The organism is Bacillus sp. FSL K6-0069 (assembly GCF_038007785.1).
Lineage (GTDB): Bacteria > Bacillota > Bacilli > Bacillales > Bacillaceae_G > Bacillus_A > Bacillus_A mobilis.
The window spans coordinates 1,363,136-1,386,648 of the sequence record NZ_JBBOXN010000001.1 but is presented as its reverse complement, the minus strand read 5'-3'; the positions used below and the strand labels follow the sequence as shown (position 1 = coordinate 1,386,648).

The following is a 23,513-nucleotide window of genomic DNA, read 5'->3' as shown; positions in this document are numbered from 1 at the left end:
ACATGATACCTACAAAGAGCTATCATTTCATTAAGAGAGGGAAAGACATGGAAAGATTAAAAGAGATATGGTCTCGACCACTCACACAATGGGTTGCAAAGACGGTTTATTACCTTGCAATTTTATTTGCATTACTTTGGTTGTATGGATTCCATGATACAAACACAAGTACATTTATTTACAATGAATTCTAGGGTGGGAACGTTATGAAGTTATTAGAACAAATTGAAAAGTGGGCTATTGAAACGCCTGATCAAACTGCTTTTGTTTGGCGAGATGCGAAAATTACGTACAAACAATTAAAGGAAGATTCTGATGCGTTAGCACATTGGATTTCTTCTGAGTATCCAGATGATCGTTCACCAATTATGGTGTATGGCCATATGCAACCTGAAATGATTATTAACTTTTTAGGATGTGTAAAAGCTGGACATGCTTATATTCCTGTAGATTTATCTATCCCAGCTGATCGTGTACAACGTATCGCTGAAAATTCTGGTGCGAAACTACTTTTATCAGGAACAGAAGTAACTGTAACTGATTTACCAGTTCGCATTGTAAGTGAAGACAACTTAAAAGATATTTTCTTTACTCATAAAGGGAAAACTCCAAATCCTGAACATGCGGTAAAAGGTGATGAGAACTTCTACATTATTTACACATCAGGAAGCACAGGTAATCCGAAAGGGGTTCAGATTACTTATAACTGCCTTGTAAGCTTTACAAAATGGGCTGTAGAAGATTTCAACTTACAAACAGGGCAAGTATTCTTAAACCAAGCACCTTTCTCATTCGATTTATCTGTCATGGATATTTACCCATCATTAGTAACAGGTGGTACACTTTGGGCAATCGATAAAGATATGATTGCACGTCCAAAAGACTTGTTTGCTTCTTTAGAGCAATCGGATATACAAGTATGGACTTCAACACCATCTTTCGCAGAAATGTGTTTAATGGAAGCATCTTTCTCTGAGAGTATGCTACCAAACATGAAAACATTCTTATTCTGCGGTGAAGTGTTACCAAACGAAGTGGCTAGAAAATTAATTGAGCGTTTCCCGAAAGCGACAATTATGAATACGTACGGTCCAACAGAAGCTACTGTCGCTGTAACAGGTATTCACGTTACAGAAGAAGTACTTGATCAATACAAATCACTTCCAGTTGGCTACTGTAAATCAGACTGCCGCCTTCTTATTATGAAAGAAGATGGCACGATTGCACCTGATGGTGAAAAAGGTGAAATCGTAATTGTCGGTCCAAGCGTAAGCGTTGGATATTTAGGAAGCCCTGAATTAACAGAAAAAGCATTTACTATGATTGACGGTGAGCGCGCCTATAAAACAGGCGATGCTGGCTATGTTGAAAATGGTCTTCTATTCTATAATGGTCGTCTTGATTTCCAAATTAAGCTGCATGGTTATCGAATGGAATTAGAAGAAATTGAGCATCACCTTCGTGCGTGTTCTTACGTAGAAGGAGCAGTTATCGTTCCAATTAAAAAAGGTGAGAAATACGATTATTTATTAGCGGTTGTTGTTCCTGGAGAACATTCATTTGAAAAAGAATTCAAATTAACATCTGCAATTAAAAAAGAACTCAATGAGCGATTACCAAACTACATGATTCCACGTAAATTCATGTATCAATCTTCTATTCCAATGACACCAAATGGAAAGGTAGATCGCAAAAAATTATTGAGTGAGGTTACAGCATGACCGCATATGGATCATTTTATTTTTTCGCTATAGTGGGCATTTTATTAATACCTACTATCATAGCTGGATTAAAAGGTAAAATGTTGCGTAAATATAATGCCGTTTTAACATTAGTCATGATTGCTATTATCTTCTCGGATAAACCGAAGCAAGCGATTATGTTAGCCGTATTTATTATTTGGCAATATGCCCTGATTAAAGGCTATTTAATTTTAAGAAAACAAAATAATAGTACATTCATGTTTTGTATAGCTGTTATTTTATCGATTTTGCCACTTATTTTGGCAAAGGTCGCACCATTTGTACCTGAATTACATTTTATTGTTTTCGCAGGTATGTCTTACGTAACATTTAGAGCTGTACAAATGGTCTTTGAAGTTCGTGATAATTTAATTAAAGAACTTTCCTTCTTTAATTTCTGGGAGTTTGTTTTATTCTTCCCTGCGATTTCAAGTGGGCCTATCGATCGTTACCGTAGATTCCAAAAAGATATCCAAAAGCCACCTAGTGCTGAGGAATATCAAAAATTACTATATACAGGGCTTAACCGTATTTTCCAAGGTTTTCTGTATAAGTTTATAATCGCGCACTTGATAACAACATATCTTGTTAAGGCAGTATTCGCCAATCAAGATACACTTTTATCTAATGTGATTTTTATGTACGCTACTAGCATGCAATTATTCTTTGACTTTGCAGGTTATAGTGCGTTCGTAATTGGTATCAGTTACATGATGGGAATTAAAACGCCAGAAAACTTTAATAAGCCATTCCTTAGTCGTAACATTAAAGACTTCTGGAACCGCTGGCACATGAGTTTATCATTCTGGTTCCGTGATTTTATTTACATGCGTTTCGTCTTTTTTGCAACGAAGAAAAAGTTAATCAAGAACCGTTACACAATTTCGTATATCGGTGCCTTTTTAAACTTCTTCATTATGGGAATTTGGCACATCCAAGGAAGCGCCATTGCGCAGTATGTTATTTATGGTCTCTATCATGCCGCACTGTTTATTTTATTCGATATTTTCGAACGAAAAAACAAGAAGCATAAGTTTTGGCCAAACAATAAATTTACACACGTCCTTGCGATTGTAATTACGTTCCACGTTGTATGTTTCGGTTTCCTAATTTTCTCTGGACACCTTAACAGATACTTTTAATGCACCCTTCTTATACTAATAAGAAGTTGCACATATAATATATTTCGGATATAAAGGAGATTTTAAAAATGGCAGAATTCAAAGAGCAAGTATTAGATATTTTAGAAGAAGTATGTGAAAACGATATTGTGAAAGAAAACTTAGATGTTCAATTATTTGAAGAAGGTATTCTTGATTCTTTCGCTGTAGTATCTTTATTAGTTGAATTCCAAGAGCGTTTAGATATTGAAGTTTCTATTTCTGATTTTGACCGTGACGAGTGGGCTACACCAAACATGGTTATTAAGAAGTTGGAAGAAATCCGATGAACAAAGCAAAATTTGGTCCGATGCTTTTAGCATTGGCCCTTTTTGCTGTATTCTTACTTATTCCAACGCGCTTCCTACTTCCACTTTTAAGTGATGAAAAAGTAGAACAAGCTGCCACTTCTTTAAAAGAAGAAAAGATTCAAAGTATGATTTTACAGCAAAAGATGTTAGCAGACCCGAAATACCTTCCGATGTACGGTTCATCGGAATTCGCACGTATGGATGCTTTCCATCCATCAAATTATTTCAAAGTAAAGCCTGAAGGGTTCACACCATTCCTTCTTGGACGCGGAGGAACACAAGACCTTGTACATGTGTTAAACTTTGCATCTACAATGGATCAATTGAAAGATAAGAAAATGGTATTCGTTCTTTCTCCTCAATGGTTTGTACCACAAGGTATTGATGAAACACACTTTGCACCTAACTTTTCAAAACAACAAGGCTATCACTTACTTTTCAATGATGACCTAAAGCCTGAAATGAAAAAACAAATTGCAAAACGTTTATTAAACTTTGAGATTGTTAAGAAAGAAACTTTACTAAAAATTTCGCTTGAAGGTATCGTTTATGATGATACAAAGCATAAAGTAAAAGCACTTGCTGCTAAACCTTTCGCTTATATTTATCGTAACATTTTAGATCGTAAAGATTTATTTACAGCAATGTTCGATATTAAACCGCATAAAGAAAAACTTGACCCTTCATTAAAACAAATGAATTGGGAAGAAGCTCGTAAACATGCAGATCAAACTGGTGCAGTAGAATCAAGTTCTAACGAATACGGTATCGAAGATGATTACTTCAACAGCAAGATTAAGAAGAAATTAAAGCAACGTGAAGGCTATTTAAAAAATGATGCTTATGATCAATCGCCAGAATATGAAGATTTACAAATTGTACTTGATTTACTAAAACAATCTGGTGCAAAACCACTCTTCATTTCTGTTCCTGTAAAAGGTCCTTGGTATGATTACGCTGGCTTCCCGAAAGAACGTCGCGAATTATACTACAAGAAAGTTCATGAGCAAATTGAGAAAGCTGGCTATCCAATTGCCGACTTCTCAAATCATGAGTATGATAAATACTTCTTAAAAGATCATATGCACTTAGGTTGGAAAGGCTGGGTTTATATCGATGAAGCCATCCAACAATTTTATAAAGCAAACTAATGAAAAGACCGCTTGAATTATTCAAGTGGTCTTTTTCTATATACATTTTGAAATTGTTCGATTACATTCTCTGCTTCTTTCATAACTCGCTCCACTACATGCTGAGCTGATTCTATTCGTGCTAATGATGACGCTTGCCCTGCCCAAAGCGACATGTATTCTCCTTTATTTTGTTTCGCTGCTTCTTGGCGTATTTTAGAAGTTAATACATTTTGCACTGGATACATCGGAAGCCCTTCTTCTTTCCCTTCATGTCTCTCTATAAATTCATTACGAATACCCCGTGCATATTTCCCGGAAAACGCACGGGTCACAGTTGTACTCGTATCTGTACTATGTAAAACTGCTTCTTTATACACATCATGCGTAATACTTTCATCACTCGTTAAAAAGGCTGATCCCATTTGAACAGCTTCTGCCCCCAGTGTAAATGCCGCAACAAGCCCTTGCCCGTTCATTACACCACCCGCTGCTACAATTGGTATATGCGGGACTGCTGCTACTAACTGCGGAATTAATGCGAATGTCCCAATCATAGCGTGCTGTTCTTTCCCGATAAATGTTCCTCTATGCCCTCCTGCCTCGCTACCTTGACCGACAATAATATCTACTCCTAATTCAGCAAGCACCCTCGCCTCTCTCACATGAGTAGCTGTTCCGATGACTTTTATTCCTCTTCTTTTTAAGTCATCTATTTCTTCTTTTTCTAACGTTTGAAATGCAAAGCTAACGACTGGTACGTTTTCTTCTACTAACACTTGTAATTGTTCTTTATAGCTTTTCGGAAGCTTTATCGTCTCTTCTTCCTCTATACCCAATTCTTTATTTACTCCGCTAAGTAATCCCTTTGCCAAGGTTACCTTCTCTTCTTCTATCTGTATCTCTTTCGTTAACAGTAAATTAACACCGAAAGGCTTATCCGTTCGTTCCCTTATTTTATAAATTGCGTCACGAATTTGTTCAGGGCTCATATAACCTGCTCCAATTGTTCCTAATCCTCCGCTATTACTTACAGCTGCAACAAGCTCAGGCGTCGTAATCGCACCTGCCATACCTGCTTGAATGATTGGATACTTAATTTGTAATATATTTAACACTCGACTTGTAAACATTATTCCTCCTCCTATTCCCCTTATATCTTCTTTATTTGACAAACTTTCCCCTTCTTTTACAAGGGTTGAACTTCCTATGAAGCGAATATATTGAAAGTGAAGGAGGCTGAAAACGATGATTTATCCAAATGCGTTACAACAAGGTAATACAGTAATGGTTATTGCCCCGTCCGGTCCACCAACAATTGAAAATGTATTAAAAGGTGTAAACGTATTACAAGAAATGGGTTTATCTGTAGTAATCGGAAAAAGTGTTTATGAGAAATATGGATATTTAGCTGGAAGTGATCAAGTTCGCCTTGATGATATACATGAAGCATTTTCAAATCATGAAGTAAAGGCTATTTTCTGTGCACGAGGTGGTTACGGAAGTGCTCGTCTCCTTCCTCACATTCAATATGAAATCATTCGGCAAAATCCAAAAATCTTTTGGGGATATAGCGATATTACAGCTTTACATACTGCTTTTTCACGTTATGCAAAGCTCGTTACTTTTCACGGTCCAATGGTGGAAGAGTTAGGAAAAGGTGTAGATTCTCTCTCTTTATCTTCTTTCAATCAACTATTCCATCCGTATTCCACCATCTTATCTGCTTCAGAATGTATCGTACCTACTTCTTCCTGTACAGTTACAGGCACATTAGCGGGAGGCAATTTAGCTGTGTTAACGAGTATAATTGGCTCACCTTATGAGATAAATACGGCGAATAAACTTTTGTTACTTGAAGACATCGGGGAAGAACCGTATCGCATTGATCGTATGTTAAATCAGCTACTTTTATCTGGAAAATTTAATGAATGTAGTGGTGTTATTTTTACAAGTTGTCACGACTGCACTCCTTCTAAACCATCTCAATCATTGCAAACAATACTATATGAATATTTCGCACCCTATCATATACCTGTTCTATTCGGTTTACCGATTGGACATATAAGCCCAAATATCGGGATTCCTCTTGGAGCTACAGCGACCATAAGTACAAATAATAAAACACTCTCTATTTCTTCTGGCGTAGCCACTCCGTTCTCAAATTAAAAAGGAAAAGCGATTCCGCTTTTCCTTTTATTTATAATAATTAAAAATTCGTCCAGATGCGATATCTGCAATTTCTTCTGGAATAAATGTTTTACTTATCTCAGTTCCAACATTTAATACTGCTGTAGCATCTTTCTCAATGCCACCAAATAACTCTTTCCCACGTATCGTAATAAGGGGCGTTCCTTCTGGCAAAACGTCTTTTACAAATTCCATTTGTGTAAAGAACGGAACGATCCATCTACCCTCTCCTTGGAAATGACGCAAACGAAGTATTCCTTCTGTTGCCCCGTCCTCTGCTTCTAGTGAACCAGCAACATAAAACTCAGTAGATAAGAGCAATTCATAAAATTCCTTTTGCTTCTGTTTATCGTCCCCTGCTATAACAAGTACTTCTTCTATTCTCTTTACCGGAATTTGCTCCATATGATGCCACCCCTATTTCAAAATGATTGTACTTAGATTATACGAAATATTCTTATTTTTTTCTACATAATTCGCAATTATTTTCTTAAAATAATTTTAACACTTCTTTTGTCGTCACAATCGTAGCAAACTCTTCATGTAAATTTACAAGTGTCATATTGTGAATATCCTCTGCATTATACTCTTTACCATCTAGACCTTTACGGTTAAAAGTCGCCGTTGCATCACTCACTAAATACGTTGTAAACCCTAAATTCCCTGCCATTCGTGTCGTAGTCTCCACACAATGATTTGTCGTTAATCCTACAACCACTACTGCATTACATTTGTTCTCTCTTAATTGCTCTTCTAAATTTGTCCCAATGAACGCGCTGTTAACAGATTTCTGAATAATCACTTCACCTGGTAGTGGCTGCACTTCTTCTTTAAAGTTTACCGTTTCCGCTCCCTCATAAAACATCGACTGAGCATTTTCTTTATTTACATGTTGAATATGAAAAACTGGTTGTTTCCTTTTTCTCCATCCTTCTAACAAAATTCCTATGTTTTCTTCAGCAAAAAGATTATTTCTCTGGCCCCAATATGGTAACTGAAACGCCTTTTGTACATCAATTATGATAAGTGCTATTTGATTAGTCATTATTTTCTCCTTCATTCGGCTGTAATTGAAACAAAAAACCAAGCTGTTGTGATGCAGTAATAAAACAAATATAAGCGCAAAGCTCTACAATTTCTTTTTCCGTCCAATATTGTTTCAACACATGAAACATATTATCATCTATCGCCTTTTTGTCATGAACAAATGTATGTGCAAAAGTAACGGCTACACTCATTTCTTCTACCTTTTGCATATCATCAGGCCTTCCCTTTGCCATACAGTACGGACATTCATTCCCGTACGCTAATGTTCTTCTTACTTGCTCCTTCAGCTCTGCCGAAAGAGTTCCTTTACTATACAATGTGTTCTCTACCATACTCCATGAATGTAATAGATCTGGATTATGCCCTAATAACTTTTGAAACTTTGTATCTCCTACATTTGATAATGAAATTCTCTCCATCATTTCCCCTCCTAATTCTTTCTGTTTTATTGTAAAATAAATAAAGTTCACTTTACATTTCATATGAATCTTAATTTATATTTTTACTTTACAAAAATTATCATTTTACTGGGGGTATATTTACAAATGCAACTAGACCGTGTAGATCGAAAAATTTTAAATGAATTATATAATGATAGTCGCCTTTCAATGCGCGAATTGGCAAAACGAATAAACTTATCTGCTCCGTCTACTGCAGAACGTGTTCGTAAACTCGAAAGTGAGGGCGTGATTCAAAAGTACACAATCGATATCGATTATAAAAAAGCAGGACTTGTTTTAGATTGTATTTTAGAAATCACTTTAAAAAATGGTGATACAACACGTATGCAACAGTTTATTCAGTCTTATCCATCTGCAAGTTTTTGTTACCGAGTAACAGGAAGCTTATGCTACATTGTAAAAATTTCTGTTCCTTCACTCGTTGAACTTGAAGAATTTATCAATGATGTTTCTTCATATGCAACGACTGTTTCTCATATCGTATTATCAGAAGTATCTCTTACTCCTGATATTGAACATATATTCCCAGAAGATTAATTTATTTTTATTCATAAAATATATAAAAACCCCTTACAATAAGAATAAAAATAATATATTATGTATTAAAATACATAAAGTTCGAGAAAGGGGCTTTACATTGAAAATCTGGTTTTATGAAAAAACGGCACAATTAGATGACTTGCTTGGCATTTGGGACAATGTTCCGACTATCCCTCGCATTGGTGAAAAAGTGGAGATTTTAAAAACAGTCCGTATCGTTACAGATATTAAATATGTAAAGAACGGTAATAATTTTCGTGTAGAAATTATTACAAATTAAAAAGTAGCTCCTATAGAGCTACTTTTTAATTATCTATTATGCGCTTTCTTTATAACAATTTTATCTTCTTCTACAGATACTGTTACATAATCATTTTCTTCTAATCGAAGCTTATTCACAGCCTCATCTGGTAGCTCTACAGCCATCAGTCTATCTGTTACGATCACTTGACTATACGCTTCATTTTCTTGTAATGCATTCACCACTTTTTCCTCATTTATAAAACGTATCGGCGGCACACCTACTTCTTTTACTGTACGCCATTGTTTCCAAACATAAGGAATTAACCAAAGTAACCCAACAACTGTAAGACCGATACCGATCCATAAATTACTTTGCGCTTGTAATTCAGGAATTGAAATTGCACTACTCTCTTCTCCACCGACAAATTGCATACTTGTTGCAATTAAATTATTTAGAGCGTGCACAGCGATATTCGTCCATATATTTTTCGTCTTTATGTATAATAGACACATTACAACACCAAACATGAACGCACCAATCACATCAAAATGTCCTAGACCAAAAATAAATGAAGATATGATTACAGCTTTTTTGATTCCCCATTTATAAGCCATTCGCTGTAAAAAGAAGCCCCTAAAAATAACCTCTTCCATAATAGGTGCTAACACACATGCTGAAATGAAAGTAAATATCGTCATATATACGTTACTCGTGTTAATAACGTTTCCGTCTTCTAACATAGTAACTAAGAAATTCGGTAACGTATGTGCTAATATGTAAAATTGAATATGAGATATACCAACTGAAAAAATCATTCCCATTATCGTTGCTAATACAATTAATCCCCACGGTAAACGTCCTGGCTTATCAAAAAAGCTGTTAAATACAACATTATTTTTATTTGTTTTTACGTATAACCAAAATAACGGAAATACAAAAAATACAGTTATTTGTGAAATAACTTCCATCGTATTCTCAGAAACGTTTGCTAGACCTAATGGAATTATCGTAAGGAACAATCCTATAATCATCCATCCAAAAAAACTGCGCAGTCTTATACGTGAAAATGCATAGTGCATATAGAACACCCCCAAAGATAGTAAAAATAAATGGTGTGATAATTAAATTATAATATGAATATAGTTGAAAATCTTCCTATTTTTCTTAAATTCTCCCAAACAACATATAGTAATCATTTTTTAAATTGAAATTTAAGAGAAAGTTATGTAATAAAAATCCCCGTTTTACAAGCGGGGATTTCTTTTATTATAATACGTCACGTTTTTGGAATAATGCACTTGATGCTACAAGTAATACAATAAAGTATGCAGCTACAAGTAAGAATGAAGTTGTAAAGGTAAACTCTGTAAATGTTGGTTCCGTTCCGCCACTTACTAGTTTATTGCTATCGTACACACTTAAGTTTAAATGGAAAAACACTACAAATTTAGCTACACCTTTTGCAAACATCATCAATACCATATTAATTGGTCCTTGTAAAAAGAAGAGGAACATCGTAATAATTAATGGTAATACAGACTTTCTAAATACGTTTGCTAAGAAAAATGCAAGCGTCGCAAAGAAGAATGGTGAAAGCACTTGATATAAAGTAGATTTCATTACGATTCCTACCGTTAATTCTGTTTTACTACCATCCATTACAATTCCGCCAATAATCATTGCAATGAACGTGCTAGCAAATATGATAAATACTATAGTAAGTAACACTGTAATATACTTAGAGAATAAAACTGTAATTCGTTTTCTTGGACGGATTAATAACTGCTTAATTGTACCTTTTTGGAACTCATCCGTAATCATACGAGAAGCAATCGTAATTCCAAAGATTGTTGCAAACAAAGTAATTAAACCAATCTCTGAACTTGCAAAATCTAAATATGATCCTTTAAATTCACTTCCGTCTCCCCATTTCAGCATCGCTAAAACTCCCAAAATCTCCAATACTGCAATGGCACCAATTAAAATATACATACCTTTTTTCGCATGCAACTTTAAAAATTCATTTTGAATTAATTTAAACATTACGCTTTCACTCCCCCTGTAATCGCTAAGAACTCATCCTCTAACGTTTTATTTTGAACAGTAACTCCGTATATAAGCACATCATCATTCACAAGTCTTTTTACAAGTTGTGGAATTTCTTCTTTCGTTACAGATACTGCAATTACATTTCCTTGCGCCTTACCTTTAATGATTTCATTTGCTTTCTGTACTTGATCTACTTCAAACGCTACGACGACTGTCTCATCATGTTTCGCTTGTTCATGTAAGTTGTACTCTTGTACAAACTCACCTTGCTTAATAATAACGACACGATCACACATAAGTTCAATTTCACTTAACAAGTGACTTGATACGATTACGGCAATATTCTCTTCTTTCGCTAAACGCTGTAAATAATCACGAATTTGACGAATACCAGCTGGATCTAATCCATTTGTCGGCTCATCTAAAATTAAAATTTTCGGCTGATGAAGTAATGCCTGTGCAATTCCTAAACGTTGTTTCATACCAAGTGAATATGTTTTCACCTTTTTATGAATCGCATGCTCTAATTCAACAAGCTTTACAATCTCAGCAATGCGCTCTTTACTAATTGATGTAATTGCCATGTTCGCAAAATGCTTTAAGTTTTGCATTCCTGTCATATAATCATATAGTTCAGGATTTTCTACGATCGCTCCAATTTGCTCTAGCGCCTTTTCACGCTCCGTGCGAATACTATGACCACAAATTGTAATATCGCCCTCTGTCATTGATATAAGACCTGTCATCATACGAATTGTCGTCGTTTTACCACTACCGTTCGGTCCAAGAAACCCGTACACTTCCCCTTCATGAACTTCAAATGATAAACCGCGGATAATTTCCGTTCCACCAATCTTTTTTCGAACATTCTCTAACTTTACTACTACATTTCCCAATGTTGATTCCTCCTTTAGACTTCTAGTTTTTTATCAATTATGCGACCTGTTATATAAACAAGTAAAACAAATATACTGATTGAAAAAGCAATACTATATACATTCATAAGTTTTTCTGGATAGAGAAACACATTTGCTTCTGATGATTCATCTATATACACTAACTTTGTTATTAAAGGCGCAGTAGGTGCAAGCCCGCCCAACATTCCATATATAGCACCTAATAATTTTGTTACTAGTAAAAATAAGAAAAATACCATTGGATATTTTAACTTCTTCTTTTTTAACGAAAACACTTTAACGCTTGCTACTGAAAAAAGTAATACTAGCAATATGCTAGATAAATTAAATACATATAACATAGTACTAAAGAGGTGCTTTAGTGGATTGAATACACTTTGAGTAAATAATACTTCATAGAGCTCTGTACCTTTTATTATTTTCATAGAAATACCATATAAAAAAATAGAACCTATTAATTCGAAAATAAGTAAATAAATTACAGCGTATACCAATATTGCTAAAACAATCTTTTTACCGGATATCGATGTTAACCGAAATAATGTGCTTTCAGTCATTTTTCCAAATGCAGACACTGCCTGAATAACTATCATTGCTAAGAAGATTATATATACTAGAATAACGAAAATAACTATAATTGTTTGTCTTACTTCTCCTGATTCTTGCTTAATATAATTCCCCAAACTTACGAAAGCTACAGCGATAATGAATATAAATGATAGCAACGAAATAATTATTTGCTTTTTATTTATATTGTACATGTATATTAAGCTCGGCTTCATCTACTAAACACCTCCTTAAACACATCTGTGACAGCTTTTCCTCTCTGAAAACGTAACTCTTCTACATTTTCATACAACACAATTTCTCCATCTTTTAAAAAGATTACTTCATCAAAAATATTTTCAACTTCATTTATTAAATGAGTCGCGATTATTATCGTACAGTCTTCGCGATAAAACTGTAAAATAAGCTCTAATACGTGTTCTCTAGAAACAAGGTCAATTCCGCCAAGCGGTTCATCTAGTACGTATAACTTTGCTTTTCTCGAAAATGTTAAAATAATTTGTAGCTTTTCAACCATACCTTTTGATAAAGCTGTAATTTTTTCTTCTAACGGTATTTTAAATTCTGCAATTGTATCTACCGCTTTTTGAATGTCGAAGTCTTTATAAAAATCTCGATAGAAAAATAAAGAATCTTTTACCGTCATCCAATCATCAAATACTGGTTTATCCGACATAAAAGAAACAATTTCTTTCGTTTCTAATCCGACCTTTTTACCAGCGATTGTAATACTCCCCTGAGAAGGATGCTGCAGACCGGCAATCATTTTCAATAACGTCGTTTTCCCGCTCCCGTTATCCCCAACGAGTCCTATAATTTTCCCTTCCGTAATCTCTATGTTTAATTCACGGATCACTACTTTTAATCCGTATCTCTTCCATAAATTCTCTATTTTTAATAACTCTGTCATTCGCTCTCCTCCCTCTTCTCATGTAATGAAGAACGAAGGATTGTAAGAATTTCTTCTTCTGAAAAACCTAAATTGTCCATTCCATCTATAAAAGAATGAAGTAATTCTTTCGCCATCTCTTTTCGCAGCTCCATAATTTTCTCCCCTTCATTCGTTACATATCGTCCCATTCCTCTACGCGTTACAACAACTCCATCCCGTTCTAGCTCTTGAAATGTACGCTGAATCGTATTTGGATTTACTTGTAATTCACTCGCTAATTCACGTACAGAGGGAATTTTATCACCAGGCAATAAATGCCCTGTTACAATTTCTTTTTTTATGTATTCCATTACCTGAATGTAAATTGGTGTATTTGGAGAAAACTCTATTTTCATTTCTTCCCTCCTTTTGTATCGGTGTACTAGTTAAATAATACACTGATACAAAAGAATTGTAAATACCCATTTAATTACAAAAATGTGCTATCCATTAGCTGGATAGCACTTTTTAAACAGAAATTGTTATACTGAAATAATAGCGTTATGTAAACAAACTCATAAAGAAAAGCTGTCTTATCAATGAATAAGACAGCTTTTCTTTATGATTATATATTAAAAATTAAACACGAAGTCATCGTCAGATAACTTTTCAACGTTCGTTGCTTTTACGTAACCATTTCCTTTTACAGAGAAGAAGTCATGGTTTTTCGTATCTGTACGTAAACCATTTAAAACGATTGGGTTAATTTCTTCTTCTTCAAACTTCGGCTCAAGTCCTAAGTTCATAAGTCCTTTATTCGCATTGTAACGAACGAAACGATTTACATCCTCTACAAGACCGATAGAAGTGTAAATTTCTTCTGTGTATGCCATTTCGATTTCATATAGTTCCATTAATAACTCTTGCGTTTCTTTTTGCACTTCTTGTTGATCTTCTGCAGAAAGTTCTGCGAAGAGTTGCTGTGCTAAAATACCGACGAATACGCCGTGAATTGACTCATCACGAATTATTAAGTTAATAATTTCACCACTTGCCGTTAGTTTTCCTTGACCTGCTAAGTAAAGTGGATAGAAGAATCCACTATAGAATAAGTAACTTTCTAAGAACACACTGGCTACCATTGCCATGTATAATTCTTTTTTCGTTACTTCAGGCTTTAATAAACGACGATAGTAACTAGTAACAATACCAGCTTTTTTCTCAAGTAATGGATGATTGTCTACCCATTCAAAAATATCATCAATTTCTTCTTCAGTAGCTAACGTCGTGAAAATATGACTGTAACTCTTCGCATGTACTTCTTCCATAGCTCCCATGAAAGCTAATACACTTTTCGCTTGTAAATTTTCAAGATGAACAAGTACAAGTGGCATCCCTTCGCCACCTTGTTTCGTATCTAAAAGTGTTAAACCACCTAATACACGCTTATAAGCAACCTGCTCTTCTTTTGATAATTGTGCCCAAGTATTTTTGTCAGAAGATACCGCGATTTCTTCTTCTGTCCAAAACTGAGCGATGTTTTGCTTCCAAAACATTAAACTAAAATCATCTTCTTTTTTGTTCCAGTTTACCGCACGCATTCAATCGCCCCTTCTCTAAATAAACATGAAAAATTGATAACTAAGCATGAGCAGGGTTCAGAAAACCCTGCTCATGCTGTCTCACTTTTTATATTAAACGGTACAAGCTACGCACTCTTCCACGCTTAACTTACGTGTTCTCGTATAATACAGACTCTTTAAGCCTTTTTTATGTGCATAGATGTAGTAACGTGCTAATTCACGTGTTGAAATATCACTATTAACGTAAAGAATTGTACTAATTCCTTGGTCAATATGTTCTTGGATTTCTGCGATTAAATCAATTAATTTAAACTGATTCATATCGTAAGAAGATTTATAGTACCAGAACGTATCTTTTGATAAATACGGCATTGGATAATATGTTGTCGCATTCGCATACGTTCTTGACTCAATTTGACTTACAATCGGCATTACGCTTGAAGTTGCATTTTGAACGTAACTGATAGATTGTGTTGGAGCGATAGCAAGACGGTATGAATTATATAATCCATTCTTCTTCACTTGCTCTTTTAAACTTGTCCAATCTTCTTTTGTTGGAATATGAATTCCATCAAATAGTTGCTGAACTTTTTCAGTTACTGGGCTGTAATCTGTCGTTTCGTATTTTTCAAAGTATGTGCCATTTGCATAATCAGACTTATCGAAGTCTTTAAATGTTTCGCCTTTTTCTTTAGCGATTTCCATACTTTTCTCAATAGAGTAGTAATTTAACATCATAAAGAATGTACGAGCGAACTCTTTCGCTTCAGCACTTTCATATGCGATTTTGTTTTTTGATAAATATCCGTGTAAGTTCATGGCACCAAGTCCAACTGAATGAAGCTCATCATTAGCTTTTTTCACAGTTGGTGCATTCGGAATAATCGTCATATCAGAAACAGCTGTTAAAGCTTCCATTCCCGCATGAACCGCTTCACGAATTTCTTTATTTTCCATTACATTTACGATATTTAACGATCCTAAGTTACAGTTAATATCACGGCGGATAATGTCGTCTGTACCGTAATCATTTATTTCAGAAGTTTCTTGAAGCTGGAAGATTTCTGTCTCGAATGTTCAACCGAGTTCGCTACTCCTCAGTCCGTTGCTCAAGCAACCGCTGTATGTCACCATACAGGACAGACTATATCATCACCTACAGCATTACCTGATTAGGTGCTCCGCTTTTCGAACGCCAATCGCTTGCGCTCTACTCCCATAAGGGATAGTCGTTAGGCTTTTACTTATCTTAATACTTCAGAAAGTCTCTTATTACTTTATGTTGTCCCATAACTCTGCTATACAAAATAATAAGATACATTCTGAATTTTTATATTTTCATTCTAAGATAAGATTTAGCACGGTAGGTTACCTCAAATTTGAGGCTTTCCCCGTTTAACGGAGTTTTCGACTAGCATTTCTACTAGAAGGTGCTACATATTTAACACAAGTTCGACATCTTCACAGTTCCAATATCCTTCAGTGGATGTTGGTTATTTGCATTTGATTTAAACATTAAGTATGGGTAACCAGACTCAAGTTGAATCATAGCAATTTTAATAAGCATATCACGTGCACTAATATCTAGCGGCTTCTTCTTCACTTTCGGATTGCTCATTAATTCATCGTACATTTCATCGATATCAATATCATCTAGATGCTTACCATATTCTTTATACACCGTATAAGGCGCGAAAACATGGAAAGGTTCGTTTTTCTCAGCAAGCTCAAAGAACTTACTTGGAACGATAATTCCGATTGATAGAGACTGAATACGGCTCTTCTCATCGGCATTTATTTTTTTTGTATCAAGGAATTCAATAATATCCCAATGGAAAATGTTTAAGTATACTGCGCCGGCACCTTTTCGTTGGCCAAGCTGATTCGCATATGAAAACGAATCTTCAAGTAATTTCATAACAGGTACTACACCACTTGCAGCATTATCGATACCTTTAATTTGCTCACCACGTGCGCGTAGCTTAGATAAGTTTAAAGCTACTCCCCCACCAATTTTCGATAATTGCATTGCAGTATTAATGTTAAAGCCGATTGAATTTAAGCTATCATCCATCTCTAACAAGAAACAAGACACCATTTCTCCTCTTCTGCTTCGTCCCGCATTTAAAAAGGTTGGTGTCGCTGGTTGGTAGTTTTGTTTTACAATCATGCTTGCGAAGTGTTTTGCCTTCGCAACATCACCGCGTCCTAAGTATAATGAAACAATTGCTACACGATCTTCATAGCTTTCTAAGTATTGTTTTTGATCATTTGTTTTTAACGCATAATCTTTGTAGAACTTAGATGCTGCCATATAAGATTGGAACTCGAAGTTTTCACCATAAGCGATGTTATATACCTCTTCTACTTCCTCCAAGCTATACTCGTCCAGAACGTTGTAATAGTAATCATGTTCTTTCATATACTCCATTCGCTCTGCCACGCTATTAAAATGAACGGTATTCTCTCTAGCTTCTTCCATAAAGACTTCTAATGCCTCTTTATCTTTATGAAGCTGATAAAAACCGTCCTGCATTTGCGTGATTTCATTATTCAGTTCAATGTGTCGCAATCTCCCGCACCCTTTCCTTAAAATATTCTACATCGTTATTTGTTCCTGATAACTCAAATTTTGATACAATAGGCACTTCATATTTAGCAGAAATTTTGTCAGCACTTGCACCGAACATGTCTCCCCAGTTACGATTGCCGCTTGCAGATACGCCTTTTAATTTTTCATTATTGCGCTCTAAAAATTCTAAAACACGTTCTGGTACGTTGCCAAAACCTGTTGTATACGTAATTAAAACAAAGTCTTCATCTATTACTAGATCTTCACCAATTTGAACGGCCGGCATATTTAATTTGTGAATGAAACGCTTCACGTTTCCTGTCATAGAATCATATGCAACTATCATTTCCGACCCTCCCTCTCCAATCTATACTCTCTGTATGTTGCTTCTTGATTTCTCTATATATTGTATTACGTTTCAAAATAAGACACAAGATATATGTATAAATTCTTTCTTTTTTTAAATTTTACTTTTCGACAAGATAGTCGATTTTTTTCAATACAATGACTATGAAACAACATTCTAAAACTCATGTCAATAAAGTGCTTTTCAAAAAAGTTGTCAACGAATTTAACCTTATTTTTAAAAAAGTTACCAATATATTTTGTCATAAAACGGCAAATGCTGGAGGAATATATTTCTCCAGCATCACGCAAAAAAGAACAGACATGAAACGATAATCTGTTCTAAAAAACGATTACATTTATCAATTTTAGTTTATTAAATATTATACATATACTTTCGGTTCGCGTTACATACTAAAAGATAACTATTATAGAAAAAGATTATTACTATGGAAATTCAACTTATTTATGAAAAGATTATTCAGAGTGCTCAATACGCAAAATATCTTTTACAAATATATGATGTGGATTTTCATCTTTATCAATCATTGTACATACAGGAGCTTCTTCATCAAAGTGCACAATCATTCCTTCTACGTACTGATATGTATGTTGAACTTGTACAGTTACTTTAATTTCTATAGCCTCTTCATATGCTCTTTTTATTTTTCGAAGCATTTTTTCCGAACACTTTCGTTTCTCTGGGTACATAACCATCCCCATAAACCTATTGCCGGCTCTGTCTTTCCACATATAATCCCAATGCGGTAATATGCCTTGTTTAAAATCGCCCATAATTCTCCTCCCCTATAGTCTTCTAGTTACGAACGTGGCGTTTCTGAATATGTATAAATTACTTGTCCGCCGCGCTGCGCGTTCCCAATAATATGTTTAAAATCTTCACGCCCTACTACAACTTTCCTAAACGTATAAAATACATCTTTCGTTGCAACATACTCCTTTATTTCACCATTTTTCAGCTGATCCAAAATTGTATTTGCTAATTGCTCATCCATGTATTTCACCTCTATGCAATATTTTATTTTATCGTATATTCTTTAGGTCAACAACTGTAAAATTATCCAGATGCTATACCTTCATCTCATTTTCATTATTTGCAAACGATATCACTTTACTATATGTCCACTAAATATCATATACTAACATAGCTACTTCTCTATATCAAACATTTCGACATTCAATTATGCAAAGTTCCATACCACTATGCTACAATATACAAATAGAACTAGGAGGGATACTATGATTCGGAAAGCAAAAAAGACAGATGCGAAGGCAATTGCGCCTTTATTGTATAACGCTCTGCACGAAATTGCTGAAAAAATCACTGGTAGCACAGTTGAGACAGAAGTATTACTAGGACTTGAAACATGGTTCTCAAAAGAGAGAAATCGACTGAGCTACGAAAACTGTTTTGTATATGAGCAAGACGGGGATGCAGTTGGAGTTATTGTCGCTTATCACGGTAGTGAAGCAACAACACTTGATACACCAATTGTACATTACTTAAGAGAATTACATAAAGATGAATCGATTACGTTAGAAAAAGAAGCTGAACTTGATGAATATTACATTGATACATTATCAGTTTCAAGTGCATATGGCGGAAAAGGCATTGGTTCTAAATTAATTGAAGCTGCTGAAATCCATGCAACTGAAAAGGTGTATGAAAAAATCGCATTACTTGTTAATTTAGAAAACAAACGTGCCTATTCACTATACGAGAAGCTAGGTTATAAAAAAGATCAAATCGTTATGCTCGTAGGCGAACCTTATGCACATCTTGTAAAAACATTAAACATCAAAGTTTCTATATCTTAAAAAGAAAGCACACGATTTATATAAATCGTGTGCTTTTATGTTAAATTTGTATGTAACGCATTACCATCCATCGCTTCGTGGAATGTATAGATTGTACATCCCCATGGCTTCCTATGTAAAATAGGCGAACCGGACCATCCCATTGCTCTCAGTTCCGCACCAATCATTGCATTCACATAATTATGACCTATAAGAGCAATACTTCCGTGTACGAGGGCGTAACGATGTAATAAGTAAGCCGCTTGCCTTGCCCGCGCTCTTACTTCCTTATAAGACTCAACATCTTTATGGTAACCAAGTATCCATAATGTTCGTCCGATAAACATCCATACGCTAGGTTTACATTTCAACCATTTCGGAGCATAAAAACTCGTCGGAACTTCAGCTTCCCTAAAAAGAGAATTTTGCATAAAGGATAAAGAATCCATTAATTCAGCTGCTGACTGTACAGCACACCTTTGATCACTCGTTACAATCAATTTTGCTGCTTCAACCGCTTCCTTTGTTTCCATTGGTATAGGTGCTTGTTCTGTTGTAGTATGTAAGTCATATCCTTTCATCCATGCATGAAAGGATGTAACCGTCATTGGTTCTATAGTACGATCTAAGCGACCATGACGAATAAAAGAAATCTTCATTCTTTCCACTCTCCATTCATCACTTACGAACTCTATTATGTACTATTTTTTAATATCATACCACGCAAAAAAAGAAAGTTATACACCTTTACATATCCCCGCCACTCTCATTTGTGACCCCAGCATGTATACCATCCATCCCATCAAAATATATAGTCGTTTCATGATGACGAATCTTTTTTAAATTTATATAAGAAAATACAAATAAAGTTAATGCTATAACACTCCCCACAAATTCAAACATCATTTTACCGCCTCTAATTTCTCCCACTTTAGTAGGTTATTGTATATTTTTTATTATACCCCCATATAAAGATGTTCGCATTTAAACCGTTCTTTTTTTCTATTAACATGGAGTTCTTGCATATTTTCTTACAAAATGTGAATATTTTTCGAATTTTTACTTTGGAAACATTTACAAACTGGACAATATGGTTCAAAATAGGAAGAAATAAAAAAAACCAAAATTATTCTTTTTTGGGAAAACTGTAACAAGGAGAGTTGCTTATGCAGATCGCAGAAACTGGAGATATCATTGAATTTAAAGGTGGAATGCAAGGCCGTGTTCAAAAAGTAAATCAAAACTCCGTTATTGTAGATATAACAATTATGGAAAATTTTAGAGAACTAGATATGGAACCTCTTACAGTTGTCAGTCATAAAAACTATACTGTCATTAATCAAAATGCATAATATAATAGAAAGAAAGGATCTGTATGTTATACAGATCCTTTCTTTCTATTATATATTAACGATTATCAATTGTTTCTGGATATAGATCATGGTTCATCATGCGGTAGTCTGCCATTTGTTCATATTTCGTTCCTGGGCGACCGTAGTTGCAGTAAGGATCAATTGAAATCCCTCCACGTGGTGTGAACTTACCCCATACCTCAATGTAACGTGGATCCATTAATTTAATTAAATCATTCATAATAACGTTCATGCAATCTTCGTGGAAGTCACCGTGATTACGGAAACTAAATAAATATAGCTTTAAAGATTTACTCTCTACCATTCTTTGTTCTGGAATGTAGCTAATATAAATTGTCGCAAAATCTGGTTGGCCTGTTTTCGGACATAAGCTTGTAAATTCAGGGCAATTGAATTTCACAAAATAATCACGGTTTGGATGATTATTATCAAATACCTCTAAAATTTCTGGGCTATATTCAAATAAATATTTTGTATTTTGATTTCCTAGTAACGTTACATCTTTTAAATCTTCATCTAATCTTCCTGCCATTTTAAACATCCCTTCTCATTATACTCCGCGTTTATTTCCCCATACTAACGCATGAAGCTGCGGCAATACTTTTGCATCATTCATCTCTTTACAATTTACAGCTTTATCAATAAGCCACTCATACTTATCTAATAATTTCTTAATCAGCATCGCATCATCCACTGTTTTTGTATCATCATTCCCTACTTGTAAGAAAAATGGTACATCTGGATAACGTTCGTGCATCTTAACTGCATACTCAAAGTCATAGTCGTCAAATACTACTACCTTTAAACTAATATCTTTTCCTGCTAGTTTCTGAATAACTGCATCTAACTTCTGAAAATCAGTATTCATTGTCGAACTTGGTGGTTTTGGAGAAATCGTTATCTCATCAATTTGAAGTAACCAATCTTGCCATTTACTCCCTTGTGTTTCGATTGCCGTCCGCATTCCATTCTCTTTTAATATAGAAAGAAGAAACTCAATATTTTTCAACAATGCTGGATTTCCACCTGAAATCGTAACATGAGAAAATTTTTCGCCACCAATTTCTACAAGCTCATTCCAAACGTCCTCTGCTGTCATCTGTCTAATTTGATCCTTAGCTGATCCATCCCACGTAAAAGCAGAATCACACCATGCACAGCTATAATCACAACCTGCTGTACGGATAAACATCGTCTTTTGTCCCACAACCATCCCTTCACCTTGAATAGTCGGACCAAATATTTCTAAGACAGGGATTTTACTCATCGAGCATCCACTCCCGTCTTACTTCCGCATAACTAGTTGGCGTCTCGAAAAGACGAACAAATTCAACGCGAGCTCCTTTATATTCGTTCACACGATTATCTTTTATTAATGCTTCTGCCATCTTTTCGTAAATCCAAACGACCATGTTTTCAGCAGTCGTATTCATCGCTGGTAACGTTTCGTTTAAATAACGATGGTCTAAATAAATTTCTATTTCATTCTTCCAAATTTCTTTTATATCTCCAAAGTCAATCGCAAGACCTATTTCATTCACATATCCACTAATACCAAATACAACTTTATATGTGTGACCATGTAAGTTTTTACATTTCCCTTCATAACAGTGTAAATGGTGTGCTGCATCAAATGTAAATTCCTTGCTGACCATTACTCTTTTATTATGATATTTAAGCTGTTTACGCTGAATATCCTTGTCCATTTTTTGCAAATTTTCTACGATACGAAATCCAAAGAAGTTATCCATTAGTTACTCGCTCCTTCGCGCTCTTGTAGGTACGTATCTAATCCTGCTTTACGAAGTTGACATGCTGGACATTCACCGCAACCATCACCAATGATTCCGTTATAACATGTTAATGTTTTTTCTCGAACAAACTCGAATGCTCCAAGCTCATCTGATAATTTCCATGTTTCCGCTTTATCAATCCACATAAGTGGTGTATGAATTACGAACGGATAATCCATGGATAAATTTAAAGTAACGTTTAACGATTTCACAAACACGTCACGGCAATCTGGATAACCACTAAAATCAGTTTCACATACACCCGTTACAATATGACGTGCTCCAACTTGTTTTGCTAATACAGCAGCAAATGATAAGAATAGTAAATTTCGTCCATCTACAAACGTCGATGGTAATTCACCTTCTTCATGTGTAATCTCCATATCCGTTCTCGTTAACGCATTTGGAGCAAGTTGATTTAATAGACTCATATCAAGTACCGTATGTTTAATTCCTAGCTCTTTTGCAATTTCTGCTGCACAATCAATTTCTAACTTATGACGTTGATTGTAATTAAACGTTACAGCCTCTACTTCTGCAAACTGCTCTATTGCCCAAAATAAACATGTCGTACTATCTTGTCCTCCACTAAAAACAACAACTGCCTTTTCTTTTTTCATTTCACTCATTCTCCTTCTCTACTACGAATAAGAAGAAAGAACGTTCTTGAACTGTCACAATAAAAAAACAAAACAATACCTAAAGATATTGTTGTTTCCATAGTTTTTTATAGAGGGAGTTCGCGAACCTCTCCCGTGCAATGCACGGAATTCCTTCTTTCATTGACAAAGCTTATTGTA

At 34.9% G+C, this 23,513-nt stretch carries 31 protein-coding genes, 1 pseudogene and 1 riboswitch; of the genes and pseudogenes, 10 read left to right on the top strand and 22 right to left on the bottom strand.

Going from position 1 to position 23,513, the window contains the following annotated elements; all coding sequences use genetic code 11:
• Positions 1 to 47: 47 nt before the first annotated feature.
• The 5 genes from MHB74_RS07165 (at position 48) to dltD (ending at position 4,364) form a co-directional block, all read left to right on the top strand.
• Positions 48 to 194, top strand: a complete 147-nt coding sequence (locus MHB74_RS07165; RefSeq protein WP_000440293.1) for a teichoic acid D-Ala incorporation-associated protein DltX — start codon at positions 48 to 50, stop codon at positions 192 to 194.
• A 12-nt stretch (positions 195 to 206) separates the two neighbouring features.
• On the top strand, positions 207 to 1,721 hold the full coding sequence (dltA, locus tag MHB74_RS07160; protein ID WP_000770523.1) for a D-alanine--poly(phosphoribitol) ligase subunit DltA: 1,515 nt from the start codon (positions 207 to 209) through the stop codon (positions 1,719 to 1,721).
• Positions 1,718 to 2,884: a D-alanyl-lipoteichoic acid biosynthesis protein DltB gene (gene dltB, locus MHB74_RS07155; protein ID WP_048544963.1), complete on the top strand. Its 1,167-nt coding sequence runs from the start codon at positions 1,718 to 1,720 to the stop codon at positions 2,882 to 2,884. Before dltA ends, dltB begins: the two co-directional genes overlap by 4 nt.
• Positions 2,885 to 2,952: 68 nt before the next feature.
• The gene (gene dltC, locus MHB74_RS07150; protein ID WP_000807310.1) at positions 2,953 to 3,192 is read left to right on the top strand and encodes a D-alanine--poly(phosphoribitol) ligase subunit DltC; all 240 of its coding nucleotides are present in this window, start codon (positions 2,953 to 2,955) and stop codon (positions 3,190 to 3,192) included.
• A complete protein-coding gene (gene dltD, locus MHB74_RS07145; protein ID WP_061678888.1) occupies positions 3,189 to 4,364 on the top strand; it encodes a D-alanyl-lipoteichoic acid biosynthesis protein DltD in 1,176 nt (391 codons plus the stop codon). Before dltC ends, dltD begins: the two co-directional genes overlap by 4 nt.
• A 17-nt stretch (positions 4,365 to 4,381) precedes the next feature.
• Here the strand turns inward: dltD and MHB74_RS07140 are convergent, their stop codons facing one another.
• Entirely contained in the window at positions 4,382 to 5,476 is a 1,095-nt protein-coding gene (locus MHB74_RS07140) for an NAD(P)H-dependent flavin oxidoreductase (protein ID WP_061678887.1), read from the bottom strand.
• 115 nt (positions 5,477 to 5,591) lie between these two features.
• Between MHB74_RS07140 and MHB74_RS07135 the strand changes: the two genes are divergently transcribed.
• Entirely contained in the window at positions 5,592 to 6,512 is a 921-nt protein-coding gene (locus tag MHB74_RS07135; RefSeq protein WP_061678886.1) for a S66 peptidase family protein, read from the top strand.
• 27 nt (positions 6,513 to 6,539) lie between these two features.
• Here MHB74_RS07135 and MHB74_RS07130 read toward each other — a convergent pair whose 3' ends face one another.
• The 3 genes from MHB74_RS07130 to MHB74_RS07120 all read right to left on the bottom strand — a co-directional run bounded on the left by MHB74_RS07130 (position 6,540) and on the right by MHB74_RS07120 (position 8,062).
• On the bottom strand, positions 6,540 to 6,938 hold the full coding sequence (locus tag MHB74_RS07130; RefSeq protein WP_061678885.1) for an SseB family protein: 399 nt from the start codon (positions 6,936 to 6,938) through the stop codon (positions 6,540 to 6,542).
• Between the two features lie 85 nt (positions 6,939 to 7,023).
• The gene (locus MHB74_RS07125; protein WP_061678884.1) at positions 7,024 to 7,578 is read right to left on the bottom strand and encodes a cysteine hydrolase family protein; all 555 of its coding nucleotides are present in this window, start codon (positions 7,576 to 7,578) and stop codon (positions 7,024 to 7,026) included.
• A complete protein-coding gene (locus MHB74_RS07120) occupies positions 7,571 to 8,062 on the bottom strand; it encodes a carboxymuconolactone decarboxylase family protein (RefSeq protein ID WP_097816708.1) in 492 nt (163 codons plus the stop codon). The genes MHB74_RS07125 and MHB74_RS07120 overlap by 8 nt, the downstream gene beginning before the upstream one ends.
• A 63-nt stretch (positions 8,063 to 8,125) precedes the next feature.
• Here MHB74_RS07120 and MHB74_RS07115 point away from each other — a divergent pair, with 63 nt between their 5' ends.
• Both MHB74_RS07115 and MHB74_RS07110 read left to right on the top strand, forming a co-directional pair.
• On the top strand, positions 8,126 to 8,578 hold the full coding sequence (locus MHB74_RS07115; protein WP_061678882.1) for an Lrp/AsnC family transcriptional regulator: 453 nt from the start codon (positions 8,126 to 8,128) through the stop codon (positions 8,576 to 8,578).
• 100 nt (positions 8,579 to 8,678) lie between these two features.
• Positions 8,679 to 8,861 (top strand): DUF3913 family protein, encoded by a 183-nt coding sequence (locus MHB74_RS07110; RefSeq protein ID WP_000707104.1) that lies wholly within the window; start codon positions 8,679 to 8,681, stop codon positions 8,859 to 8,861.
• A 29-nt stretch (positions 8,862 to 8,890) separates the two neighbouring features.
• On the opposite strand, the gene MHB74_RS07105 is transcribed toward MHB74_RS07110, so the two are convergent.
• The 12 genes and pseudogenes from MHB74_RS07105 to MHB74_RS07050 all read right to left on the bottom strand — a co-directional run bounded on the left by MHB74_RS07105 (position 8,891) and on the right by MHB74_RS07050 (position 18,745).
• Entirely contained in the window at positions 8,891 to 9,904 is a 1,014-nt protein-coding gene (locus MHB74_RS07105) for a CPBP family intramembrane glutamic endopeptidase (RefSeq protein ID WP_061678881.1), read from the bottom strand.
• 187 nt (positions 9,905 to 10,091) lie between these two features.
• Positions 10,092 to 10,868 carry an ABC transporter permease gene (locus MHB74_RS07100; RefSeq protein WP_061678880.1) on the bottom strand — a complete coding sequence of 259 codons (777 nt, stop codon included), beginning with the start codon at positions 10,866 to 10,868 and terminating at the stop codon, positions 10,092 to 10,094.
• Entirely contained in the window at positions 10,868 to 11,770 is a 903-nt protein-coding gene (locus MHB74_RS07095; RefSeq protein ID WP_061678879.1) for an ABC transporter ATP-binding protein, read from the bottom strand. Before MHB74_RS07095 ends, MHB74_RS07100 begins: the two co-directional genes overlap by 1 nt.
• 14 nt (positions 11,771 to 11,784) lie before the next feature.
• Positions 11,785 to 12,573 (bottom strand): hypothetical protein, encoded by a 789-nt coding sequence (locus tag MHB74_RS07090; RefSeq protein WP_061678878.1) that lies wholly within the window; start codon positions 12,571 to 12,573, stop codon positions 11,785 to 11,787.
• Positions 12,570 to 13,268 (bottom strand): ABC transporter ATP-binding protein, encoded by a 699-nt coding sequence (locus MHB74_RS07085; protein WP_061678877.1) that lies wholly within the window; start codon positions 13,266 to 13,268, stop codon positions 12,570 to 12,572. Before MHB74_RS07085 ends, MHB74_RS07090 begins: the two co-directional genes overlap by 4 nt.
• Entirely contained in the window at positions 13,265 to 13,645 is a 381-nt protein-coding gene (locus tag MHB74_RS07080; RefSeq protein ID WP_000687513.1) for a GntR family transcriptional regulator, read from the bottom strand. The genes MHB74_RS07085 and MHB74_RS07080 overlap by 4 nt, the downstream gene beginning before the upstream one ends.
• A 216-nt stretch (positions 13,646 to 13,861) precedes the next feature.
• Positions 13,862 to 14,830: a class 1b ribonucleoside-diphosphate reductase subunit beta gene (gene nrdF / locus MHB74_RS07075; RefSeq protein ID WP_001203019.1), complete on the bottom strand. Its 969-nt coding sequence runs from the start codon at positions 14,828 to 14,830 to the stop codon at positions 13,862 to 13,864.
• 93 nt (positions 14,831 to 14,923) lie between these two features.
• Positions 14,924 to 15,874 (bottom strand): ribonucleotide reductase, encoded by a 951-nt coding sequence (locus MHB74_RS07070; protein WP_306472068.1) that lies wholly within the window; start codon positions 15,872 to 15,874, stop codon positions 14,924 to 14,926.
• 382 nt (positions 15,875 to 16,256) lie between these two features.
• A pseudogene (locus tag MHB74_RS07065) lies at positions 16,257 to 17,384 on the bottom strand (ribonucleotide reductase N-terminal alpha domain-containing protein); the annotation flags it as partial.
• Entirely contained in the window at positions 17,371 to 17,730 is a 360-nt protein-coding gene (nrdI, locus tag MHB74_RS07060) for a class Ib ribonucleoside-diphosphate reductase assembly flavoprotein NrdI (RefSeq protein WP_000634376.1), read from the bottom strand. The pseudogene MHB74_RS07065 and the gene nrdI, both read right to left, overlap by 14 nt.
• A gap of 476 nt (positions 17,731 to 18,206) precedes the next feature.
• On the bottom strand, positions 18,207 to 18,524 hold the full coding sequence (locus MHB74_RS07055; RefSeq protein WP_061678876.1) for a hypothetical protein: 318 nt from the start codon (positions 18,522 to 18,524) through the stop codon (positions 18,207 to 18,209).
• A 26-nt stretch (positions 18,525 to 18,550) separates the two neighbouring features.
• Complete coding sequence (locus MHB74_RS07050; RefSeq protein WP_000344283.1) at positions 18,551 to 18,745, bottom strand: hypothetical protein; 195 nt, start codon at positions 18,743 to 18,745, stop codon at positions 18,551 to 18,553.
• Between the two features lie 244 nt (positions 18,746 to 18,989).
• Between MHB74_RS07050 and MHB74_RS07045 the strand changes: the two genes are divergently transcribed.
• The gene (locus MHB74_RS07045; RefSeq protein WP_061678875.1) at positions 18,990 to 19,568 is read left to right on the top strand and encodes a GNAT family N-acetyltransferase; all 579 of its coding nucleotides are present in this window, start codon (positions 18,990 to 18,992) and stop codon (positions 19,566 to 19,568) included.
• Positions 19,569 to 19,603: 35 nt separating this feature from the next.
• Here MHB74_RS07045 and MHB74_RS07040 read toward each other — a convergent pair whose 3' ends face one another.
• Together MHB74_RS07040 and MHB74_RS07035 are read right to left on the bottom strand one after the other, a co-directional pair.
• Positions 19,604 to 20,206: a hypothetical protein gene (locus MHB74_RS07040; RefSeq protein ID WP_061678874.1), complete on the bottom strand. Its 603-nt coding sequence runs from the start codon at positions 20,204 to 20,206 to the stop codon at positions 19,604 to 19,606.
• Between the two features lie 88 nt (positions 20,207 to 20,294).
• Positions 20,295 to 20,453 (bottom strand): hypothetical protein, encoded by a 159-nt coding sequence (locus MHB74_RS07035; RefSeq protein ID WP_270400939.1) that lies wholly within the window; start codon positions 20,451 to 20,453, stop codon positions 20,295 to 20,297.
• Positions 20,454 to 20,713: 260 nt separating this feature from the next.
• On the opposite strand from MHB74_RS07035, the gene MHB74_RS07030 reads away from it, so the two are divergent.
• Positions 20,714 to 20,899: a YkvS family protein gene (locus MHB74_RS07030; protein ID WP_001165081.1), complete on the top strand. Its 186-nt coding sequence runs from the start codon at positions 20,714 to 20,716 to the stop codon at positions 20,897 to 20,899.
• A gap of 55 nt (positions 20,900 to 20,954) precedes the next feature.
• Here MHB74_RS07030 and queF read toward each other — a convergent pair whose 3' ends face one another.
• From queF to queC, 4 genes are read right to left on the bottom strand one after another with little or no spacing between them, the layout of a single operon-like run.
• The gene (queF, locus tag MHB74_RS07025; RefSeq protein WP_000918895.1) at positions 20,955 to 21,452 is read right to left on the bottom strand and encodes a preQ(1) synthase; all 498 of its coding nucleotides are present in this window, start codon (positions 21,450 to 21,452) and stop codon (positions 20,955 to 20,957) included.
• An 18-nt stretch (positions 21,453 to 21,470) separates the two neighbouring features.
• Entirely contained in the window at positions 21,471 to 22,187 is a 717-nt protein-coding gene (gene queE / locus MHB74_RS07020; RefSeq protein WP_061678873.1) for a 7-carboxy-7-deazaguanine synthase QueE, read from the bottom strand.
• Positions 22,180 to 22,671, bottom strand: a complete 492-nt coding sequence (gene queD / locus MHB74_RS07015) for a 6-carboxytetrahydropterin synthase QueD (protein WP_048526811.1) — start codon at positions 22,669 to 22,671, stop codon at positions 22,180 to 22,182. Before queD ends, queE begins: the two co-directional genes overlap by 8 nt.
• Positions 22,671 to 23,333: a 7-cyano-7-deazaguanine synthase QueC gene (gene queC / locus MHB74_RS07010; protein ID WP_000711596.1), complete on the bottom strand. Its 663-nt coding sequence runs from the start codon at positions 23,331 to 23,333 to the stop codon at positions 22,671 to 22,673. Before queC ends, queD begins: the two co-directional genes overlap by 1 nt.
• 93 nt (positions 23,334 to 23,426) lie before the next feature.
• A riboswitch (PreQ1 riboswitch) is annotated at positions 23,427 to 23,470 on the bottom strand.
• Between the last annotated feature and the right edge of the window lie 43 nt (positions 23,471 to 23,513).

Coding starts and splice junctions, on each gene's coding strand:
- MHB74_RS07165 (WP_000440293.1), top strand. CDS start 48: ATGGAAAGATTAAAAGAGATATGGTCTCGACCACTCACACAATGGGTT.
- dltA (WP_000770523.1), top strand. CDS start 207: ATGAAGTTATTAGAACAAATTGAAAAGTGGGCTATTGAAACGCCTGAT.
- dltB (WP_048544963.1), top strand. CDS start 1,718: ATGACCGCATATGGATCATTTTATTTTTTCGCTATAGTGGGCATTTTA.
- dltC (WP_000807310.1), top strand. CDS start 2,953: ATGGCAGAATTCAAAGAGCAAGTATTAGATATTTTAGAAGAAGTATGT.
- dltD (WP_061678888.1), top strand. CDS start 3,189: ATGAACAAAGCAAAATTTGGTCCGATGCTTTTAGCATTGGCCCTTTTT.
- MHB74_RS07140 (WP_061678887.1), bottom strand. CDS start 5,476: ATGTTTACAAGTCGAGTGTTAAATATATTACAAATTAAGTATCCAATC.
- MHB74_RS07135 (WP_061678886.1), top strand. CDS start 5,592: ATGATTTATCCAAATGCGTTACAACAAGGTAATACAGTAATGGTTATT.
- MHB74_RS07130 (WP_061678885.1), bottom strand. CDS start 6,938: ATGGAGCAAATTCCGGTAAAGAGAATAGAAGAAGTACTTGTTATAGCA.
- MHB74_RS07125 (WP_061678884.1), bottom strand. CDS start 7,578: ATGACTAATCAAATAGCACTTATCATAATTGATGTACAAAAGGCGTTT.
- MHB74_RS07120 (WP_097816708.1), bottom strand. CDS start 8,062: ATGAAATGTAAAGTGAACTTTATTTATTTTACAATAAAACAGAAAGAA.
- MHB74_RS07115 (WP_061678882.1), top strand. CDS start 8,126: ATGCAACTAGACCGTGTAGATCGAAAAATTTTAAATGAATTATATAAT.
- MHB74_RS07105 (WP_061678881.1), bottom strand. CDS start 9,904: ATGCACTATGCATTTTCACGTATAAGACTGCGCAGTTTTTTTGGATGG.
- MHB74_RS07100 (WP_061678880.1), bottom strand. CDS start 10,868: ATGTTTAAATTAATTCAAAATGAATTTTTAAAGTTGCATGCGAAAAAA.
- MHB74_RS07090 (WP_061678878.1), bottom strand. CDS start 12,573: ATGAAGCCGAGCTTAATATACATGTACAATATAAATAAAAAGCAAATA.
- MHB74_RS07085 (WP_061678877.1), bottom strand. CDS start 13,268: ATGACAGAGTTATTAAAAATAGAGAATTTATGGAAGAGATACGGATTA.
- MHB74_RS07080 (WP_000687513.1), bottom strand. CDS start 13,645: ATGAAAATAGAGTTTTCTCCAAATACACCAATTTACATTCAGGTAATG.
- nrdF (WP_001203019.1), bottom strand. CDS start 14,830: ATGCGTGCGGTAAACTGGAACAAAAAAGAAGATGATTTTAGTTTAATG.
- nrdI (WP_000634376.1), bottom strand. CDS start 17,730: ATGATAGTTGCATATGATTCTATGACAGGAAACGTGAAGCGTTTCATT.
- MHB74_RS07055 (WP_061678876.1), bottom strand. CDS start 18,524: ATGGGCGATTTTAAACAAGGCATATTACCGCATTGGGATTATATGTGG.
- MHB74_RS07050 (WP_000344283.1), bottom strand. CDS start 18,745: ATGGATGAGCAATTAGCAAATACAATTTTGGATCAGCTGAAAAATGGT.
- MHB74_RS07045 (WP_061678875.1), top strand. CDS start 18,990: ATGATTCGGAAAGCAAAAAAGACAGATGCGAAGGCAATTGCGCCTTTA.
- MHB74_RS07040 (WP_061678874.1), bottom strand. CDS start 20,206: ATGAAGATTTCTTTTATTCGTCATGGTCGCTTAGATCGTACTATAGAA.
- MHB74_RS07035 (WP_270400939.1), bottom strand. CDS start 20,453: ATGATGTTTGAATTTGTGGGGAGTGTTATAGCATTAACTTTATTTGTA.
- MHB74_RS07030 (WP_001165081.1), top strand. CDS start 20,714: ATGCAGATCGCAGAAACTGGAGATATCATTGAATTTAAAGGTGGAATG.
- queF (WP_000918895.1), bottom strand. CDS start 21,452: ATGGCAGGAAGATTAGATGAAGATTTAAAAGATGTAACGTTACTAGGA.
- queE (WP_061678873.1), bottom strand. CDS start 22,187: ATGAGTAAAATCCCTGTCTTAGAAATATTTGGTCCGACTATTCAAGGT.
- queD (WP_048526811.1), bottom strand. CDS start 22,671: ATGGATAACTTCTTTGGATTTCGTATCGTAGAAAATTTGCAAAAAATG.
- queC (WP_000711596.1), bottom strand. CDS start 23,333: ATGAAAAAAGAAAAGGCAGTTGTTGTTTTTAGTGGAGGACAAGATAGT.